This window comes from Pseudomonas canadensis (assembly GCF_000503215.1).
Classification (GTDB): domain Bacteria; phylum Pseudomonadota; class Gammaproteobacteria; order Pseudomonadales; family Pseudomonadaceae; genus Aquipseudomonas; species Aquipseudomonas canadensis.
Genome location: NZ_AYTD01000013.1, coordinates 712,272 through 730,592, shown reverse-complemented (window position 1 = coordinate 730,592; position 18,321 = coordinate 712,272). Strand labels below are relative to the sequence as shown.

The window sequence follows — 18,321 nt, the reverse complement described above, 5'->3', positions numbered from 1 at the left end:
GTCAGGTGTGGGGCCGCTTCGCACCCCAGCGCGGGGCAAGCCCGCTCACCACAACAGCTCGGCTGTCTCTGAAGCTTATGTTTCTAAAAGCTCGGCCACGGCCGTGAGTGCCAGTTGGTAACCCAGCGCCCCCAACCCGGCGATCACACCGGTGGCGGCCTTGGACACGTAGGAGTGGTGCCGGAAGCGTTCGCGCTTCCAGATATTGCTCATGTGCGCTTCGATGATCGGACCGTCGAAGGCCAGCAGCGCATCAAGGATCGGCACCGAGCTGTAGCTGAGCCCGGCGGCGTTGATCACGATGGCGTCGGCGTTCAGTCGTGCCTCTTGAATCCAGTCCACCAGCACGCCTTCATGGTTGCTTTGGCGAAAATCCAAGGTCAGGCCCAGGGTCGCGGCGAGGTCTTGGCAGCGGGCTTGGATGCTGGCGAAGCTTTCGCTGCCGTAGGTGCCGGCTTTGTCCAGGCCGTAGAGGTTGGCGTTGGGCCCGTTGAGGAAAAACACAGGGTGGGTCATGGCGTACTCCAGGTTATTCAGGGCTGCCAGTCATCCGGCACAACCGCAATCACGTCGATTTCCATCAACCACTCCGGCTGGCCCAAGCCCGAGATCACCAGCCCGGTCGAGATCGGGAATACGCCTTTGAGCCACTTGCCGACTTCCTGGTACACCGGCTCGCGGTAGCGCGGGTCGATCAGGTAGGTGGTGGTCTTCACGATGTGCGACAGATCAGAACCCGCCTCTTCCAGCAGTTGCTTGACGTTCTTCATCGCCTGTTCGGCCTGGGCGCGTGGATCGCCGAGACCAACCAAGTTGCCGTCGAAATCAGTGCCGATCTGGCCGCGCACATAAATGGTGTTGCCGGCGCGCACGGCTTGGCACAGGTCGTTGTCCAGCGTCTGGTTGGGGTAGGTCTGTTGGGTGTTGAACATGCGGATGCGGGTGTGGGTCGGCATAACGGCAACTCATGGGAAGCGGGATGCCGCCAGCTTCACACTGGCCCGGTTACGACGAAACCAGCATTTGTGCGGGGTAGTGCTTAGGAAAAACCGAAGCCCGTGCAACTCATCGCCTGGCGCCTGACCCGGCACGAACCCTGCAACGCTTCCGGTACAGTCATTGTTGAGGGGCAGGCGTGATGCTCAGTCGTATTACTCAGCGTCAACTGGAGTATTTCGTTGCGTCGGGAGAGGCAGGCAGCATCAGTGCTGCCGCTGAACGCATCCACGTGTCGTCGCCGTCGATCTCGGCGGCGATCACCCATATGGAGGCCGAGCTGGGCATCCAGCTGTTTATCCGCCACCACGCCCAGGGCATTTCCCTCACGGCGGTGGGGCGCCTGGTGATGCAGGAAGCCAAGCTGATCCTGGAGCAGATGACCAACCTTTACACCATCGCGTCGGAGTCCTTGAACACCGTGCGCGGGCCGTTGCGGGTCGGCTGCCTGGCGTCGCTGGCGCCGATGATCACGCCGGAATTGGTGTTTGGTTTCGGCCGTGCGTTTCCTGGCGTGCGGCTGACGCAAGCCGAAGGCAACCACGAAGAGTTGCTGGAAAAACTGCGCAGTGGCGAGCTGGATATCGCCCTGACCTACGACCTGGTGACCAGCCCGGACATCGACTTCCAGCCCCTGGCACAGCTGCCGCCCTATGTGATGGTCGGCGAGTATCACCCGCTGGCGAACTCTCCGGCAGTGAGCATGCAAGACCTTGAGGCCTACCCGGTAGTGCTGCTCGACACGCCCTGGAGCCGCGACTATTTCCTCAGCCTGTTCATCCAGGCCGGCACCACGCCGAACATCATCATGCGCTCCACCAACCTCGAAACGGTGCGTGCCATGGTCGGCAATGGGATCGGCTATTCCTTCGCGAATGCGCGGCCGAAATCGAACCTGTCCCAGGACGGCAAGCGCGTGATCCGCCTGCGCCTGGCCGGCGCCCACCGGCCGATGCGCCTGGGGTACGCCACGGCCAGCAACACTCAGCTGTCGCGCGTGGTGTCGGCGTTTGCCGAGCGCTGCCGCATGTTTGTGTCCGACCAGTACATCCCCGGCATGGCGCCGCCGAGCTTTTTTGATCCGCATGCAGTGCGGGTCTTGAGTGGGGTGAGCTGAGCTTGCACCAAATACAGGCGCCGGCTGCATTGTGGTGAGCGGGCTTGCCCCGCGCTGGAGCGCGGAGCGGCCCTAAAATCTGCTGGCGAGTGATGACTTATAAAAAGGTGGGCAGGATTGGGGCCGCTTCGCGCCCCAGCGCGGGGCAAGCCCGCTCACCACAGCATGCCCAGTCACCACAGAAAACAAGCGCCCTGGCACTGCATAGGTTCTCCCTACTCAAAGGGCCGGCTTTTACGAATTGACCCCAAGTGCCTCCCGCCACGACTCTGAACCCATCGATGTAGATCAACTTCTCAGGGCACAGCGACGATGACATTCGACTGGAATTACATGTTTGGTTTGCTGGGCGATGCCGAGTTCTGGCGCGCGACGTGGACGGTGATCAAGCTCAGTACCCTGACCTGGGTCTTGAGCATCGGCCTGGGCTTTCTGCTGGCGCTGGCCAAGCAATCCAGGCACGGCCTGCTCAGCGTGCCGGCGCGTGGTTATATCTGGCTGTTCCGCAGCCTGCCGCTGCTGGTGCTGCTGATCTTTATCTACAACCTGCCGCAAGCGTTGCCCGGCACCTCGGCGATCCTGGCCGACCCGTTCTGGTCCGGCCTGCTGGCGCTGGTGATCTGCGAGACCGCCTACGTGGCCGAGATCCATCGCGGTGGCCTGCTCTCGATCCCCAAAGGGCAGGGCGAAGCGGCGCGGGCGTTGGGCCTGAAGTTCTTCGGCACGCAATGGCGCGTAGTGATTCCCCAGGCATTGCGGGTGGCGTTGCCGTCGCTGGCCAACGAGTACATCTCTATCGTCAAGCTCACCTCGTTGGTGTCGGTGATCTCGCTGACCGAGATACTGATGGTCGGCCAGCGTCTGTATTCGCAGAACTTCCTGGTGATCGAGACCATGGCGGCGGTGGCGTTTTTCTACGTGTTTATCGTCACGGTGTTCGACTTCCTGCTTAAACGCCTGGAGCGCTTTCTCGACGTCAACCAGCGCAACGTCTCCCGTGTTCCCGATGCAGCGGTGCTGGCCCTGGCCACCCAACAGCGCATCGCCTTGGCGCGCCCGACCAGCAACGGCGAACCCGCGTTGCAAGCCGCACGGCTGCACAAGGCCTACAACGATATCGAGGTGCTGGGCTCGGTCAACCTGCAGATCCAGCCCGGCGAAGTGGTGTCGGTGATCGGCCCGTCCGGCTCTGGCAAAACCACGCTGATCCGCCTGCTCAACGGCCTTGAACAACTGGATAACGGCGAGATCAGGATCAATGGCCTGCCCTTTATTCACCTGAACAAAGTCGGCGCGCAGAAACCCCAGTACATCGAGCACGCCGAACATCGCCTGAACATCGGCATGGTGTTCCAGAGCTTCAACCTGTTCCCGCATTTGAGCGTGCTTGACAACCTGCTGATGGCGCCGAAATACCATCGGCTGGGCGCGACGTCTGAGCTCAAGCAGCAGGCCTACGCACTGCTGCACAAGGTCGGCATGCTCGACCATGCCTGGAAATACCCGCACCAGCTGTCCGGCGGCCAACAACAACGCGTGGCCATCGCCCGCGCCTTGATGATGCGCCCGCAGATCATGCTGTTTGACGAGCCCACCTCGGCCCTCGACCCGGAGAAAGTCAACGAAGTGCTGCAAGTCATCGAAGCCCTGGCCGAGGAGGGCATCACCATGGTGATTGTCACCCACGAGATGAACTTCGCCTTCAAGGTCTCCGACCGCATCGTGTTCATGGAGAAGGGCCGCGTGGTCTGCGACGACACGCCGGGCGCCTTGCGCAGCGGCCACAACCCACGCGTAGAGGCGTTCCTCAAGGACGTCTCGCTGGCGTGACCTTTCAACGTTCAGGAAAAACACAATGATCGAGCAAGCGCAAATCGAACAATTCCAGCGTGACGGTTTCTTGGTGGTCGAAGGCGTGCTGTCGCCGGAGGAAGTGGCCGCGTTGCAGCACGATTTCGACCAGTGGGTCGAAGAAAGCCGCAGCCACGCGCAGGGCTGGGGCGCCACCCTCGATGGCCGCGAGCGTTTTGATCTGGAGGGCGATCACCGCGCCGATCACCCGTCGCTGCGCCGGGTCAGTTCGCCCACCGAGATTTCAGCGGCCTATGAGCGTGTGGCGTTGCACTCACGCATGGCGGCGATTTCCGCGCAGTTGATCGGCGCCCACGGCACGCGCTTTCACCACAGCAAGATCAACTCGAAACTGCCCCATACGGCGACCCAGGTGAAGTGGCACCAGGACTTCCTGTTCACGCCCCACAGCAACGACGATATCGTCACCGCCTTGCTGATGGTCAGCGAAGTGACCCCGGAAAACGGCCCGCTGAACGTGATCCCCGGCAGCCACAAAGGCCCGCTGTGGTCACACTGGCAGCACCAGCGTTTTACCGGTTCGGTGGACGACGCTGTCGTCGAAGAACACTGCCAGCAAGCGGTGGCCTGCTACGGTCCCGCGGGCTCCGTGTGCTTCATGCACACCCGCCTTTTGCATGCTTCCAGCCCTAACGAGACCGAACTGCCGCGCACCCTCTTCATCAGCGTGTACGCCGCTGAAGACGCGCTGCCATTCGGCGAAAACCCTCTGCCCAGCGCACATGCCGGCCTGCTGGTGGCCGGTGAAGAAAGTGGCTTGGTGCGTTCCACGGACAACCACATGCGCTTGCCGCAAAAGCCCCGTGGCGCTTCGTTCTTCGTGCAACAGGCCGGACAAGACTCAGCCACTGCCTAGCCACATTCCTTGCTACTTACTAAAACCTTGCAGGTAATCACCATGACAGCGTTTCGTAAAAGTGTTCGTCCCCTTGCCGTGTGCCTGCTGGGCGCTGCGGTTGCGATGACTTCGTTGGCGGCTTCGGCGTTCCAGCAGGACGGCAAGATCATCGCCGGTTCCGACGTAACGTTCTTCCCGTATGAGTACATGGATAACAACAAGCCCGCAGGCTTTGACATCGAGTTCATGGACGGCCTGGGCAAGGTCATGGGCCGCAAGGTCGAGACCCTCGACACGCGTTTCCCCAACCTGATCACCGGCTTGCAAGCCGGGCGTTTCGATGTGACCAATTCGTCGATGTACATCACGGCGGAGCGGGTCAAGGTCATCGACATGATCCCTTACCTCAAGAGCGGCGAGTCGATCCTCACCCTCAAGGACAGCAGCTTCCAGCCCAAGACCCCGGAAGAGTTCTGCGGCCACAAGATCGGCTCGATGGGCGCCACGTCGTGGTTGGCACAGATGAACAAGCTGTCGGCCGAGTACTGCGTGGCCAAGGGCCTGAAGCCGATCCAGATCAGCGAATACAGCACCGACCCGCAAACCACCCAGGCCCTGCTGGCCCACGCGGTTGAAGCGCAGATCACCGACGCTGCCGTGGCCCGTGGCGTGATCGACAAGCTTGGCAGCCGCGTGGTGATCTCGTCCGACACCCTGATCTACCCGGTGCTCAATGGCTTCGGCGTGAAGAAGGGCAATGACACGGTGAAGAAGGCCTTGCTCGACGGCCTGGAAAAATACCGCGCTACGCCTGAGTACGCCGCGTTGCTCAAGAAGTACAACTTCGAAGCGCCGACCGATGCCGACATCGCGGCACTGATGCCGAAGTAAACCTATCAGCGCGTGCCGCATTCGCGTGCGGCCGCGCCCTGCGGAGACCGATTCATGGCGTTATCCCACGAAGACCAGACGCGCATCGACCTGGCGGCGACCTTTCGCATCATCGCGCACCTGGGCATGCATGAAGCGGTGGCCAACCATTTCAGCGCCGCCGTATCGGCCGATGGCAAACAGTTTTTGCTCAACCCGAAGTGGAAGCACTTCTCCCGTATCCGCGCCAGTGACCTGTTGCTGCTGAACGCCGACGATTCATCCTGTGCCGATCACCCGAATGTGGACGCCACCGCCTGGTCAATCCACGGGCAAATTCATCGGCTGCTGCCGCAAACCCGCGCGGTGCTGCATTTGCACCCGGTCTACACCACCGCTGTGGCATGCCTGGCCAAGCCGCATATCCCACCGATCGACCAGAACACCGCGCGCTATTTCAACCGCGTGGCGGTGGACGAGCTGTACGGCGGCATGGCCGACACCGAGGCCGAAGGCGCGCGCCTGGCCGGGCTGCTGGATGGCAAGAGTCGGCTGCTGATGGGCAACCACGGCGTGATGGTCACGGCGGGTTCCATCGGTGAAGCGTTTGACGATATCTGGACCCTGGAGCGCGCCTGCCAGATCCTCGTCACCGCCTGGTCCACCGGGCAGCCGTTGCGGGTGTTGTCCGATGAAGTGGCGGAAAAAACCGCGCGCGGCTGGGAAGGTATTGCCGATTTCTCGCGTCAGCACTTTGAAGAAATGAAGCAGTTGATGATCGACGCAGACCCTTCCGTGCTCGACTGAGGACTCCACATGACTTTTTCCGTTGTCGCCCGCTGCGCCGAGACGGGCCAGTTGGGCATCGCCATCAGCTCATCGAGCATTGCCGTGGGCGCGCGTTGCCCGTGGCTGCGGCCCGGCGTGGGGGCGGTGGCGTCGCAGAACATCACCTTGCCGAGCCTGGGGCCCCAGGTGCTCGACTTGCTGGAGCAAGGGATGGCGCCGAGTGAGGCGCTTGCCGCCTTGGCTGGGCAGGATCACAGTGAGTATCGCCAGGTGACGGTGATTGATAACGCAGGCCGCACGGCGCATTTCAGCGGCGCGCAGACTCTGGGCATCCACCATGCGGTGAGTGGAGAGCAGTGTGTGGCGGCGGGGAATATGCTCGCCCAACCTGCTGTGATCGACGCCATGGTGGCGGCTTTCGAACAGGCCTCCGGACATCTGGCCGACCGCCTGCTGGCGGCGATGCACGCCGGTGTGGCAGGCGGTGGTGAAGCGGGGCCGGTGCATTCGGCGGCACTGGTGGTGGTGGATGACCTCTTGTGGCCCATCGTCAACCTGCGCGTGGACTGGGCGGATGAAGACCCCATCGGCGCCCTCGACCAGCTCTGGCAGGCTTATCGCGGGCAGTTGCAGGCCTACATCGACCGCGCCATCAACCCACAGGTCGCACCCGGCTACGCCGTACCGGGAGACGACCGATGAACAGCCGCGACCTGCTGGCGCAACTGGTGCGTTTTGACACCACCAGCCGCGAATCCAACCTGGCCTTGATCGACTTTGTGCGCACGTATTTGCAGGACCAGGGCGTAGCCTGCGAGCTGGTGTACAACGAACACAAGAGCAAGGCCAATCTGCTCGCCACTATCGGCCCGGCAGAAGTGCCCGGCATTGTGTTGTCCGGGCATACCGACGTGGTGCCGGTGGATGGGCAGCGCTGGAGCGTGGCGCCGTTTGACCTCACCGAGAAAGACGGCAAGTTGTACGGTCGTGGCACGGCAGACATGAAGGGGTATATCGCCTGTGTGCTGGCGTGTGTGCCGGCCCTGGCGAAGGCTTCGCTGCGTATGCCGGTGCACATTGCGCTGTCGTATGACGAAGAAGTCGGTTGCCTGGGTGTGCGTTCGCTGATCGAGCGATTCCATGGGCAACCGGTCAAACCGCTGCTGTGCGTGATCGGCGAACCCACCGAACTCAAGCCGGTACTCGGCCACAAGGGCAAACTGGCGATGCGTTGCCACGTGCACGGTGCGGCGTGCCATTCGGCCTATGCGCCGACGGGCGTGAATGCCATTGAATACGCCGCGCGCTTGATCAGCGAACTGGTGCGGCTCGGCGAAGCGCTCAAGGCGCCGCAGCATCTGGATCAGCGTTTCGATCCGGCATTTTCCACGGTGCAGACCGGCCTTATCAACGGCGGCAAGGCCCTGAATATCGTCCCGCAGGATTGCAGTTTCGACTTCGAAGTGCGCTCCTTGCCGACTCAGGATCCCTGGCAGGTTGCCCGGCAATTACAGGTATACGCCGAGCAGACCCTGCTGCCGGCGATGCGGGCGGTGAGTGGGCAATCGGCGATCAGTCTCAGCGAGTTGTCCAGCTATCCAGGTTTGGCCACGTCGCTGGAAAGTCAGGCCGCCGAGTGGGTGGCGCAGTTCTGCGGCTCAAGGGAATTCGGCACCGTGGCTTTTGGCACTGAAGGTGGGCTGTTCGACCAAGCCGGCATTCCCACGGTGGTGTGCGGGCCGGGCAGCATGGAGCAGGGGCACAAGCCGGACGAGTTCATCAGCGTGGCGCAGTTGCAGGCGTGTGATCGGATGCTGGCGCGGGTGCTGGGGTTTGTGAGCCGCCCTGCAAAAACGCGTTAGCCGTTTTGGGGCTGCTTCGCAGCCCAGCGCGGGGCAAGCCCGCTCACCACAGCAAGCCCGCTCAACATACAGAGGCCCGCTCAGCATAGGGCCAAGTTATGGCCGTTATACCTTCGCCACGCCTACTCGCCACTGCGCAGGCGGCAAAATCCCATTCACCAGGTAATTCCCCACAATCCGCGATTTGTACACGCGCGGGTTGTGGTTCGCCAGGGTTCGCGCGTTTCGCCACAGCCGGTCCAGCGCCTTGTTACTGGCGGTGGCACTGGCGCCCAGTGCATCGAACAGCGCCGTGGTGGCCGCCAGTGTCGCATCCACCACCGGGTTCACTGCCAGGCACACTTCCAATTCAGCCAGCGCAATCTGCGGATCGTCATCGTGCAATGGCTGGTCATGGGCGATCACATACCGTGCGGTGTGCTCCAGCCGTTGCGCCGCTTGCTGGGCGATGGCTTGCGCGGCGTAGGCTTGGCTGGCGACTTCACCGATCACCTGCAGCAGTTGTACGTCCTGGCCGGCGGTGTCGGCATTGCCGGTGGTGAAGGTGCGCGCGCGTTGGCTGAGTTCCTCGGCACCGCTGAGGGCGGCGCGGCGGGCGATGCCGGCGAGGGTGCTGAGGTGGTAGAGCTGGAAGAACGACTGGCCGTGGCCAAAGCGCTGTTGGGTGGGGCGTACATCGTCATCCACCACGGGCGCATTGTCGAAGATGCAGGTGCCGCTGGCGGTGAGGCGTTGGCCGAAGCCATTCCAGTCATCGACGATCTGCACGCCGGGGGCCTTGAGGTCGACGACTACGCTGTAGATCGTGCCGTCTTCGCCCGTCGCGATGGTGTTGATCAAGTCGCTGTAGAGCGCGCCGGTGGTGTAGAACTTTCTGCCGCTGATGCGCAAGGCGCCGGCTTCGTCACGGTGCAGGCGGGTTTCGAAATCGCCACGGGCCTGGTTGCCGACTTCAGTGCTGCCGGGAGAGAGCAGGGCACCCTGGCCGAGCCTGTCCAGCCACTTGGCGCGCCAATCCAAGTCCTTGGCGCTGAGCACGTCTTCGCAAAAACCGAAGTGCCCGCGCAGGGCCTGGGTGATGTTGGAGTCGGCGGCGGACAGTTCTGTGAGCAGCGCCAGCAACTCGACCAACGTTGCATCCTGGCCGCCATAACTCGCTGGCAGGCGCCAGCGCGGCAGGCCCAAGGCGTTCAGTTGCTGGATCACGGTGGCGAGGCTGCCGCGTGTCTGATCCGCCACCGCCGCCTGCGCGAGAATCTGTGCAAAGAGCGGGCGAAACGGTGCGGCCAGTTGTTCGTAACGGGCAGTGGGCGGTACGCCCCAGATGTTCAAAGCGGGAATCGACATGCAATGGACCTTGCAGAAAATGGTTCAGGTGCTGGGGTCCAGTGGTCTGGTGAGCTCACCCTAACTCAGGCGCGGCGAAGTTTTTAATACGAAAAGCAGCTAGCGACCTGTACGACGGTTCTATCGATAGTGCCCAACAGTATTAAACCCCGCGCTTTTATTGCGTTAGCTTCTACGACCAGCGACCAGACTGCACGCCCACGGATGGTTGAACCAACCCTCCAACCCTGTGGGATTTTCCATGATCAACCGTCGAACACTGCTGTCTTTGCTGGGCCTGGCCTCTCTTGCTTTGTATGGGCCATCGGCCGGCGCCGCCGAACCGCTGACCCTTACCGTGGGTGACCAGTTCTTCTCCAACCGCATCGTGCTGGAGCTGTCGGGCGAGCTGAAAGACTTGCCTTATAAAATCGACTTCAAGCGCTTCAACACCGGCTCGCCGGTGGCCTCGGCCGTGGCCAGCGGCGCGCTGGACGTAGGTATCGTCGGCGACACCCCGGTGATCAGCCTGGCCGCCAATGGCGCACCGGTCAAAGTCGTCGCCAGCACCCAGACCAGCCTCGACGGCGTGGGCATCGTCGCGCGCAAGGGCATTCAGTCGGTGGCCGACCTCAAGGGCAAGACCGTCGCCATCTGGAACGGCTCATGGAGCCAACAACTGGCCTATAAAGCGCTGGATGAAGCCGGGGTGCCGCGCAGCAGCGTCCACTTCAAATACCTGCTGCCGGCTGAGGCCAGCCTGGCGCTGACCCAGGGCGACATCGACGCCTTCGGCACCTGGGAACCCTACGTGTCGTTGCAGGAAAAAGAAGGCAGCACCCTGATCCGCAACGCCAAGGGCCTGATGAGCGCACCGACCTACATCGTCGCCTACGAGCCGGCGCTGGCGCAGAAAAGCGCGATCATCAAGGACTTTATTGCCCGCCTGACCCGCGCTCGGGTGTGGAGTAACACCCACGTGGATGAATACGCCGAAGCCTGGTCGAAGGCCAACCAGTCGGCGCCGGACATCGCCAAAGTGTGGTTCAAGCGCGATGCGATCAAGGTGCTGCCGATCTCGCCGACGATTATCAGCGAGGCCCAGGCCACGGCGGATTTTCTGGTGGATGCGCAGATGTTGAAGCAGCGGTATGACGTGGCGCCGTTGTTTGATCGGGTGCTTTAAATCCTTGATTGTAGGAGCGAGCTTGCTCGCCAAGAGTGCCAACGATAACGCGGGCATTCAGGAGGACTGCGGCGGTCTCGAGTATTTGGCGAGCAAACCCGCCCCTACAAACATCTGAATCAGCGCACCAGGCACGGCTGCTTGTTGTTGAAGCGCCACCCCGGAATCAAAAACTGCATCGCCACGCTGTCATCCCGCGCGCCGAGGCCCATGCCTTTGTACACCTCATGGGCCTTGGCGACCGCGTCCATGTCGATCTCCACCCCCAGGCCAGGCTTGCTCGGCACTTTTACATAACCCTCTTCGATTTTCAGCGGCGCCTTGGTCAGGTGCTGGCCGTCCTGCCAGATCCAGTGGGTGTCGATGGCGGTGATGTCGCCCGGTGCTGCTGCGGCGACCTGGGTAAACATCGCCAGGGAAATGTCGAAGTGGTTGTTGGAGTGCGAGCCCCAGGTCAGGCCCCATTCATGGCACATCTGCGCAACGCGTACCGAGCCCTGCATCGTCCAGAAGTGTGGGTCGGCGAGGGGGATGTCCACCGATTGCAGTTGGATTGCGTGACCCATTTCGCGCCAGTCGGTGGCGATCATGTTGGTGGCGGTTTTCAGGCCGGTGGCACGGCGGAATTCAGCCATGACTTCGCGGCCCGAGTAGCCGTTTTCGGCACCGCAGGGGTCTTCGGCGTAGGCCAGTACGTGGTGCTGGTCGCGGCACAGGCGGATGGCTTCTTTCAATGACCAGGCGCCGTTCGGGTCGAGGGTGATACGCGCATCCGGGAAGCGTTCGGCCAGGGCGGTGACGGCTTCGATTTCTTCGTCGCCGCTCAGCACGCCGCCTTTGAGCTTGAAGTCATTGAAACCATATTTGGCTTTGGCGGCTTCGGCCAGGCGCACCACGGCGTCGGCCGTCAGCGCGGTTTCGTGGCGCAGGCGGAACCACTCATCGTCGCTGTCGGCTTCGTTGCGGTAGGCCAGGTCGGTGGCACCGCGGTCGCCGACATAAAACAGATAGCCGAGCATTTTTACCGCGTCGCGTTGCTGTCCTTCACCGAGCAGGGCGGCCACCGGGACTTCGAGAAACTGACCCAGCAGGTCGAGCAGCGCGGCTTCCATGGCGGTGACGGCATGGATGGTGATGCGCAGGTCAAAGGTCTGCAAACCACGACCCGCCGCGTCGCGGGAAGCAAAAGTGCTGCGCATCTGGTTGAGGATGCGCTGGTACTGGCCGATGGGTTGGCCGATCACCAGGCTGCGGGCGTCTTCCAGGGTTTCGCGGATGCGTTCGCCGCCGGGCACTTCACCCACGCCGGTGTTGCCGGAGCTGTCCTTGAGGATGACGATATTGCGTGTGAAGTACGGGCCGTGGGCGCCGCTGAGGTTGAGCAGCATGCTGTCGTGGCCGGCGACGGGGATAACCTGGAAGTGAGTAACGACGGGCGTAGTCATGGCAAGTTCCTGAATGGTCTTAAAGAGGTTTGCTGAGGGCGGCGCGGGTGGGCACGGCGCTCGGTGACGTCAGCGCGGCAGAGGGCGCGGTCTTGGCGAAAAACACCAGGATCGCTGCGAGCACCGACGTGCCGGCCAGACCATAGAGCCCGCCCTGGATCGAACCGGTGGTCTGTTCCAGGAAGCCGAACGTGGTGGGCGCAACGAAGCCGCCCAGGTTGCCGATAGAGTTGATCAACGCGATCACGGCGGCGGCGATACGCACATCCAGGTAGCCCTGGGGAATCGGCCAGAACAGTGACGATGCCGACTTGAAACCGATAGCCGCAAAGCAGATCGCTACAAAGGCAAAGACCGGCCCGCCCGTGGTGGACATGAACATGCCCGCTGCCGCAATCAACAGCGCTGCCGCCACCCATGCCTGCTGGAACTTGAACTTGCCCGACAACGAGGCGAAGGCGTACATGGCGATGATCGAGATCAGCCAGGGGATCGAGTTGAAGAACCCGACCTGCACATCACTGAGGTCACCCATTTTCTTGATGATGCTCGGCAGCCAGAAGGTGGCGGCGTAGATCGTCAGTTGGATGCAGAAATACAGCGCGCAGAACAGCAGGATCTGGCGGTCCTTGAGCAGCTTGCCGAGGGTCGGCTTGACGCTGGTGAGGGCCTCACGGTCGCGCTGTTCCTGATCGATGGCATTGACCAGCACGTCCTGCTCTTCGCGGCTCATCCATTTTGCGTCGTGAGGTTTGGAGTCCAGCCAGAACCACACAAAGAAGCCAATCACCACCGAAGCCAAGCCTTCAATGGCGAACATCCATTGCCAGCCGTGGAAGCCAAAGCCTTCGATTTGCAACAGCACGCCTGACAGCGGGCCGGAAATCAGCGACGCAACCGCCGAGCCGCTCAAAAAGATGGCGATGGCTTTACCGCGTTCCACGCCAGGCAGCCAGCGCGTGAAGTAGTAGATCACCCCAGGAAAGAAACCGGCCTCGGCCACACCCAGCAGGAAGCGCAGGATGTAAAAGTGGGTTTCGTTCTGGATGAACGCCATCAGCGTGGCGACGATGCCCCAGGTGAACATGATGCGAGTCAGCCAGATACGCGCACCGACCTTTTGCAGCAACATGTTGGAGGGCACTTCGAAGAGGGCATAGCCGATGAAGAACAGTCCGGCGCCGAAGCCATAGGCGGCGGCGCCGATGCCCAGGTCGTGCTCCATGTGCGTGCGCACAAAGCCGATGTTGACCCGGTCGATGTAGTTGAGGATGAACATGATCACGAACAGTGGCAGCACATGGCGCTTCACTTTGCTCACGGCGCGCGCGAGGACGAGATCACTTTCGGGTACGGCAGATACATGGATTGAATTGGTCACAATTCAAAACTCCCCCTGATTATTTTTATGCGGGTTTGCGTGTCTTGTTGATAGACATCATACAAGTTGTTTTTTTCAGGTCGCAATGGGGTGGGTGATTTTTTTGTATTTATAAACAGGTTTTTTGAGCATACATTAGGTTTTAATGGGTTTTCGGGGCTGGGTGTTTGCGGAGGACGGTAACTGGATCAATGTTGGTTGTCATACAAGTTGAGATCTTCTGCCTCACACGACATTCTGTGTAGGGGCGAGCTTGCTCGCGAAAAACGTCAAAGATAACGCGGGCACCCTGGATGAACGCGGCGTGCTCAGGTTTTTCGCGAGCAAGCTCGCTCCTACAGGGTGTTAAGCTCGCACCCGCTAACTCTGTGGATTCGTCACTATGCCCATTGAACATGGACCCGCTGTCCGTAAACGCTCCACCAACCTGGCCCAGGGCGTGGTCGACGCGCTGACCCAGCGCATCCTGCTCGGCCAGTTGAAACCCGGCGAAAAGCTGCCCTCTGAATCCACCATCGTGGCTGAGCATGGCGTGAGCCGAACCGTGGTGCGCGAAGCGATTTCCAAGTTGCAGGCGTCCGGTTTGGTGGAGACACGTCACGGCATCGGCACCTTTGTGCTGGAACAGCACGCCCAGCAGGGCCTGCGCCTGCATGTGGACACGGTGGCCAGCGTGCGCAACATGCTCGAACTGCGCCTGGGCCTGGAAGTGCAAGCCGTCGCACTGGCCGCCGTGCGCCGCACCGACCAACAACTGGCCCACATGCGCCAGGCACTCGACGACTACCAGGCGTCCCTGGCCAACAACGACAGTTGCGTGGAGGAAGACAAACGCTTTCACCAACTGATCGCCGAGGCCACCGGCAATACCTTCTTCACTGAAATCATGCTGCACTTGGGCAATGCGATGATCCCGCGCACCCAGGTGAAAGGCGATGAGCGTGGCGGCGCCGACTTTGCCCAACTGGGCCAGTTGGCGAACCTGGAACATGAGGCGATCTTCAACGCGATCAAACGCCAGGACCCGGACGCCGCCCGCGCCGCCATGGTGTTGCATCTGACCAACAGCCGGGACCGTTTTTCGGGGGAGCAGGGGCGTTGAACGAACACACCCTATCCCTGCGACTGGAGCGCGTCGCCGCCAACGTACCGAAGGGCGCGCGCCTGGCCGATATCGGCTCCGATCACGGTTATTTGCCGGTAGCATTGATGCGGCGTGGCCTGATCACGATGGCAGTGGCGGGGGAGGTCGCGACCACACCCTTTCATGCGGCGCAACGTACCGTGCGCGACAACGGCCTGGAGCAACAGATCACCGTGCGTCTGGCTGATGGTTTGGCGGCCATGAAGCCCGATGACGGCATCACCGCGATCAGCGTCTGCGGCATGGGCGGCGAGACTATCCGTGACATTCTCGAAAGCGGTAAGCGGCACCTGAGCGGCCAAGAGCGATTGATCCTGCAACCCAACGGCGGTGAGCAACCGTTGCGCCAATGGCTGATGGATAACGGCTACTCGATCCTTCGAGAAGAGTTGCTGCGCGAAAACCGCTTTTACTACGAGATCATTGTCGCAGAGCGCGCCGGGCCAGTGGCTTACACCGCTGAGCAGTTGTACTTCGGGCCGCTGCAACTGCAGGCGAGCAGCCCGGTGTTCATCGCCAAATGGCAACGTATGCTGCGCCAAAAACACAAGACCCTGGCCAGCTTCGAGCACGCTCGGCAAGCGGTGCCGGAAGAGAAGCGAAAAGAGATCGTGCAGCAGGCCAAATGGATTACCGCGCTACTGGCCTGATACCCCTTCATTCAAACCTGATGACCTAGGACACCCACCATGGCCGACGCCACCGACCCCACCTTCTACGACCGCGCCGACGCGCACATCGAATTGTCGAACGAGCAACTCCAGGCTCACGAAAACCTCGGCCAGGTCAGCGCCTCGATGATGTTCGGCACCACGCGCTTCAATGCCTGGGCCAGCGCGCGCAACTTCAAGTCCGGCGCGGAAATGGCCGAGGCGCGGGAGGCGATGTTGAAGTACTTCTGCGACCAGTACCGGATGATGCTTGAGGATAATCTGGACGATCACATCAATAATTTTGACCGGTACATGTCGACCCGATAGGCCACTGTTACAGGTCTGCACAGGCCTTGAGTGCTTTTGCCCCATTTTCGCGCACGCTACGTTCGCGACTGCTCCCCGCGCCGCCTATCTCGGGCGCGCTGACAGCGGCCCGTATCTTGCTAGTGTCAAGCTAATCAATGACATGGCATTTTGCCGTTAGTCATTTCAAGGCTTCACCCCGCGGTGCACCGCGTGGGTCGTTTTTGGGGAGTGGTCGGACATGCACAGCCTTTTATCACCGGGTATCCGCCTGTTGGGGCGTTTCGGCTTTGCGCGCAAGTTCCAGATCCTGTTCTTCCTGTTCATGCTGCCCCTGGCGGGTAGCCTGTGGATGATCGGCTCGGACTATCGCGACAAATTGACCGTGATTTCCAGCGAGCAGTCCGGTGTCCGGCAACTGTTGGCCCTGGACGCGTTGGATGGCCAGTTGACGGCCCAGCGCAACCTGGCCGCACGCTGGAAGGCGGCGGACATACTGCACGCGCCCACCCCGGCGGCGAAGGCGGCGATGGACAAGGTCGACGCCAATTTCCCGGTGATCCTGCAAAGCCTGCAAACCCTGGGCGATTCACTCAAAGCACAGAACGCCAGCGCTGATATCCTCGCGCGCTTCGACGCCTTGCAGGCGACAGTCAAGGGCATGGACTCCCAATCCCTGCGCACGGTGGGCTGGTGGCCGGACGGTTATGACCGTTTCACCTCGGCGCTCACCGCCATGCAAACCCTGCGCGAGCAGATCACCCTGGATGCTGGCCTGATCCTCGACCCGTGGCTGGAAACCTACCTGCTGATGCAGATTTCCACCCAGCACACCCCTGACCTGATCGAGCGTATCGGGCGCATGGCCAGTGTCGGCCAGTCGTCTATCGCGTCGGGGCAGTTCACGTTGCAAAGCCGCTTGCAGATGCGTGACCTGCGCGGTCGGATCGGCGACGCGCGGGACCAGTTGGTCAAGGCGGCAGGCTCGCTCAAGGCCAAGCAATACGCCGGTCTCGAACCCTGGACCGCGCAGTACGACGACAGCCTGCAACGGCTGGACAACGAACTCAAGGTGCTCGACGACGGCGTCTTCGGCGGCACCATCAAGCTCGACACCGCAGGCTTCGAACGCAGTGTCGACGCGATGCTCGACAGCCTCGGCGCGCTGCGTAACCAGTCGCTGCATTCGCTGGACGCGCGCTTGGGTTACTACCGTGATCGTTCGCTGCAGAAATTCATTCCCGTCGCGGCGACATTCAGCCTGCTGGCCTTGGCCGCACTTTACCTGTTCATATGCCTGCAAGCCTCGATCCGCCGTAGCGCCAGCGGCATCACCACCCTGGCCGAGTCCCTGCGCGACGGCAACCTGTGCGTCGAGGTGGCGGTGGAAGGGCGCGACGAACTCGCGGCCATCAGCACCGCGCTCAACGTTGCGGTGGTGCAACTGCGCACCAGCCTGCTGGGGGTCAACCACGAGACGCAGCAACTCGGCTCGGCGGTGCTCACCCTCAATTCGCAATCGGGCAGCACCCTGACCGAAGTCGAAGACCAGCAACTGCAAATCAGCCAGATCGCCGCCGCCGCGACCCAGTTGGCCGCCACCTCCCTGGGCGTCGCCAAAAGCTGCGAACAAGCCTCGGACAGCGCCCAGCAGACCCGACGCATCGCCGAAGACAGCAGCCGCGACAGCCAGCGCACCACGGCCAGCATCCAGCAACTCAACCTGCGCCTGACCGACACCGCCGATGCGCTGGAGCAGGTCAGCCAGCAGGGCCAGCAGATTCAATCGGTGGTCGACACCATCCGTGGCATTGCCGAGCAGACCAACCTGCTGGCGCTCAACGCCGCCATCGAAGCCGCCCGTGCCGGTGAGCAGGGCCGTGGGTTTGCCGTGGTGGCTGATGAAGTGCGCAGCTTGTCGCAACGCACCCAGGCGTCTACGGCGCAGATTGCCGGCACGGTCGACAGCCTGCGCGCCACGGTCAGCCAGGCGGTCACGTTGATGGGCGCCGCGTGTGAACAGGCACTGACGGATGCTGAATCCGTCACCGGGCTGGGCACACGTTTGGGCGAGATTGCCGGTGCGGTGCAACACGTCACCGACACCCTGGCGCAGATCGCCACTGCTGTTGAAGAGCAAGCGGCGACGGCGGATGAAGTGAGCGGCAATATTCAGCAAGTGGACCAGGCGGCCGGGCGTTTGCTCGACGGCGCGCGGGCTGTGAACCGAGCGGCCGACACCTTGAGCAAAGGCAGCCAGGCATTGAGCGACAACACCGCGCGGTTTCGCCTGGGCTGAACAGGTTTTTGTGGTGACCACGCTTCCTGTGGTGAGCGGGCTTGCCCCGCGCTGGGCTGCGTAGCAGCCCTGAACTCTGGCGACTCGGTTTAACTGACGATGCGCGGTGTTTTGAATGGGGCCGCTTCGCAGCCCAGCGCGGGGCAAGCCCGCTCACCACAGGACGCCCGCTCACACCACAGGAAGCTTGCTCACCACAACAAGCTCCCCCACCACAGGAACCTTCGGCTTCTACAG

The 18,321-nt window shown here is 62.0% G+C and carries 17 protein-coding genes; 12 read left to right on the top strand and 5 right to left on the bottom strand.

Annotated features, from left to right (window positions below):
* Positions 1-75: 75 nt before the first annotated feature.
* Positions 76-516, bottom strand: a complete 441-nt coding sequence (locus U367_RS0112315) for a type II 3-dehydroquinate dehydratase (protein WP_028617196.1) — start codon at positions 514-516, stop codon at positions 76-78.
* A gap of 17 nt (positions 517-533) precedes the next feature.
* Positions 534-956, bottom strand: a complete 423-nt coding sequence (locus U367_RS0112310; RefSeq protein WP_028617195.1) for a RidA family protein — start codon at positions 954-956, stop codon at positions 534-536.
* 182 nt (positions 957-1,138) lie between these two features.
* Between U367_RS0112310 and U367_RS0112305 the strand changes: the two genes are divergently transcribed.
* The 7 genes from U367_RS0112305 (at position 1,139) to argE (ending at position 8,344) form a co-directional block, all read left to right on the top strand.
* Complete coding sequence (locus U367_RS0112305) at positions 1,139-2,113, top strand: LysR family transcriptional regulator (RefSeq protein WP_028617194.1); 975 nt, start codon at positions 1,139-1,141, stop codon at positions 2,111-2,113.
* Positions 2,114-2,425: 312 nt separating this feature from the next.
* Positions 2,426-3,943 (top strand): amino acid ABC transporter permease/ATP-binding protein, encoded by a 1,518-nt coding sequence (locus U367_RS0112300; RefSeq protein WP_028617193.1) that lies wholly within the window; start codon positions 2,426-2,428, stop codon positions 3,941-3,943.
* A gap of 25 nt (positions 3,944-3,968) precedes the next feature.
* A complete protein-coding gene (locus tag U367_RS0112295) occupies positions 3,969-4,841 on the top strand; it encodes a phytanoyl-CoA dioxygenase family protein (RefSeq protein ID WP_028617192.1) in 873 nt (290 codons plus the stop codon).
* Positions 4,842-4,883: 42 nt separating this feature from the next.
* Entirely contained in the window at positions 4,884-5,714 is an 831-nt protein-coding gene (locus U367_RS0112290; RefSeq protein ID WP_028617191.1) for an ABC transporter substrate-binding protein, read from the top strand.
* Between the two features lie 54 nt (positions 5,715-5,768).
* The gene (locus U367_RS0112285) at positions 5,769-6,500 is read left to right on the top strand and encodes a class II aldolase and adducin N-terminal domain-containing protein (protein ID WP_028617190.1); all 732 of its coding nucleotides are present in this window, start codon (positions 5,769-5,771) and stop codon (positions 6,498-6,500) included.
* A gap of 9 nt (positions 6,501-6,509) precedes the next feature.
* Positions 6,510-7,184 carry a DUF1028 domain-containing protein gene (locus tag U367_RS0112280; protein ID WP_028617189.1) on the top strand — a complete coding sequence of 225 codons (675 nt, stop codon included), beginning with the start codon at positions 6,510-6,512 and terminating at the stop codon, positions 7,182-7,184.
* Positions 7,181-8,344 carry an acetylornithine deacetylase gene (argE, locus tag U367_RS0112275; RefSeq protein WP_028617188.1) on the top strand — a complete coding sequence of 388 codons (1,164 nt, stop codon included), beginning with the start codon at positions 7,181-7,183 and terminating at the stop codon, positions 8,342-8,344. Before U367_RS0112280 ends, argE begins: the two co-directional genes overlap by 4 nt.
* A gap of 105 nt (positions 8,345-8,449) precedes the next feature.
* Here argE and U367_RS0112270 read toward each other — a convergent pair whose 3' ends face one another.
* Positions 8,450-9,691: an acyl-CoA dehydrogenase family protein gene (locus U367_RS0112270; protein ID WP_028617187.1), complete on the bottom strand. Its 1,242-nt coding sequence runs from the start codon at positions 9,689-9,691 to the stop codon at positions 8,450-8,452.
* Between the two features lie 241 nt (positions 9,692-9,932).
* Here U367_RS0112270 and U367_RS0112265 point away from each other — a divergent pair, with 241 nt between their 5' ends.
* Positions 9,933-10,856, top strand: a complete 924-nt coding sequence (locus U367_RS0112265) for an ABC transporter substrate-binding protein (protein WP_028617186.1) — start codon at positions 9,933-9,935, stop codon at positions 10,854-10,856.
* A gap of 119 nt (positions 10,857-10,975) precedes the next feature.
* Here the strand turns inward: U367_RS0112265 and gudD are convergent, their stop codons facing one another.
* Complete coding sequence (gene gudD, locus U367_RS0112260) at positions 10,976-12,301, bottom strand: glucarate dehydratase (RefSeq protein WP_028617185.1); 1,326 nt, start codon at positions 12,299-12,301, stop codon at positions 10,976-10,978.
* A gap of 19 nt (positions 12,302-12,320) precedes the next feature.
* Complete coding sequence (locus U367_RS0112255; protein WP_028617184.1) at positions 12,321-13,682, bottom strand: MFS transporter; 1,362 nt, start codon at positions 13,680-13,682, stop codon at positions 12,321-12,323.
* A gap of 382 nt (positions 13,683-14,064) precedes the next feature.
* On the opposite strand from U367_RS0112255, the gene U367_RS0112250 reads away from it, so the two are divergent.
* The 4 genes from U367_RS0112250 to U367_RS0112235 all read left to right on the top strand — a co-directional run bounded on the left by U367_RS0112250 (position 14,065) and on the right by U367_RS0112235 (position 18,084).
* The gene (locus tag U367_RS0112250) at positions 14,065-14,784 is read left to right on the top strand and encodes a FadR/GntR family transcriptional regulator (protein ID WP_028617183.1); all 720 of its coding nucleotides are present in this window, start codon (positions 14,065-14,067) and stop codon (positions 14,782-14,784) included.
* The gene (locus U367_RS0112245; protein ID WP_028617182.1) at positions 14,781-15,476 is read left to right on the top strand and encodes a tRNA (adenine(22)-N(1))-methyltransferase; all 696 of its coding nucleotides are present in this window, start codon (positions 14,781-14,783) and stop codon (positions 15,474-15,476) included. Before U367_RS0112250 ends, U367_RS0112245 begins: the two co-directional genes overlap by 4 nt.
* 39 nt (positions 15,477-15,515) lie before the next feature.
* The gene (locus U367_RS0112240; RefSeq protein ID WP_028617181.1) at positions 15,516-15,806 is read left to right on the top strand and encodes a DUF3144 domain-containing protein; all 291 of its coding nucleotides are present in this window, start codon (positions 15,516-15,518) and stop codon (positions 15,804-15,806) included.
* Between the two features lie 220 nt (positions 15,807-16,026).
* Positions 16,027-18,084, top strand: coding sequence for a methyl-accepting chemotaxis protein (locus U367_RS0112235; protein ID WP_028617180.1), 2,058 nt, complete (start codon positions 16,027-16,029; stop codon positions 18,082-18,084).
* Positions 18,085-18,321: the final 237 nt, after the last annotated feature.

Coding starts and splice junctions, on each gene's coding strand:
- U367_RS0112270 (WP_028617187.1), bottom strand. CDS start 9,691: ATGTCGATTCCCGCTTTGAACATCTGGGGCGTACCGCCCACTGCCCGT.
- U367_RS0112315 (WP_028617196.1), bottom strand. CDS start 516: ATGACCCACCCTGTGTTTTTCCTCAACGGGCCCAACGCCAACCTCTAC.
- U367_RS0112290 (WP_028617191.1), top strand. CDS start 4,884: ATGACAGCGTTTCGTAAAAGTGTTCGTCCCCTTGCCGTGTGCCTGCTG.
- U367_RS0112305 (WP_028617194.1), top strand. CDS start 1,139: ATGCTCAGTCGTATTACTCAGCGTCAACTGGAGTATTTCGTTGCGTCG.
- gudD (WP_028617185.1), bottom strand. CDS start 12,301: ATGACTACGCCCGTCGTTACTCACTTCCAGGTTATCCCCGTCGCCGGC.
- U367_RS0112265 (WP_028617186.1), top strand. CDS start 9,933: ATGATCAACCGTCGAACACTGCTGTCTTTGCTGGGCCTGGCCTCTCTT.
- U367_RS0112300 (WP_028617193.1), top strand. CDS start 2,426: ATGACATTCGACTGGAATTACATGTTTGGTTTGCTGGGCGATGCCGAG.
- argE (WP_028617188.1), top strand. CDS start 7,181: ATGAACAGCCGCGACCTGCTGGCGCAACTGGTGCGTTTTGACACCACC.
- U367_RS0112235 (WP_028617180.1), top strand. CDS start 16,027: ATGCACAGCCTTTTATCACCGGGTATCCGCCTGTTGGGGCGTTTCGGC.
- U367_RS0112295 (WP_028617192.1), top strand. CDS start 3,969: ATGATCGAGCAAGCGCAAATCGAACAATTCCAGCGTGACGGTTTCTTG.
- U367_RS0112310 (WP_028617195.1), bottom strand. CDS start 956: ATGCCGACCCACACCCGCATCCGCATGTTCAACACCCAACAGACCTAC.
- U367_RS0112250 (WP_028617183.1), top strand. CDS start 14,065: ATGCCCATTGAACATGGACCCGCTGTCCGTAAACGCTCCACCAACCTG.
- U367_RS0112240 (WP_028617181.1), top strand. CDS start 15,516: ATGGCCGACGCCACCGACCCCACCTTCTACGACCGCGCCGACGCGCAC.
- U367_RS0112285 (WP_028617190.1), top strand. CDS start 5,769: ATGGCGTTATCCCACGAAGACCAGACGCGCATCGACCTGGCGGCGACC.
- U367_RS0112280 (WP_028617189.1), top strand. CDS start 6,510: ATGACTTTTTCCGTTGTCGCCCGCTGCGCCGAGACGGGCCAGTTGGGC.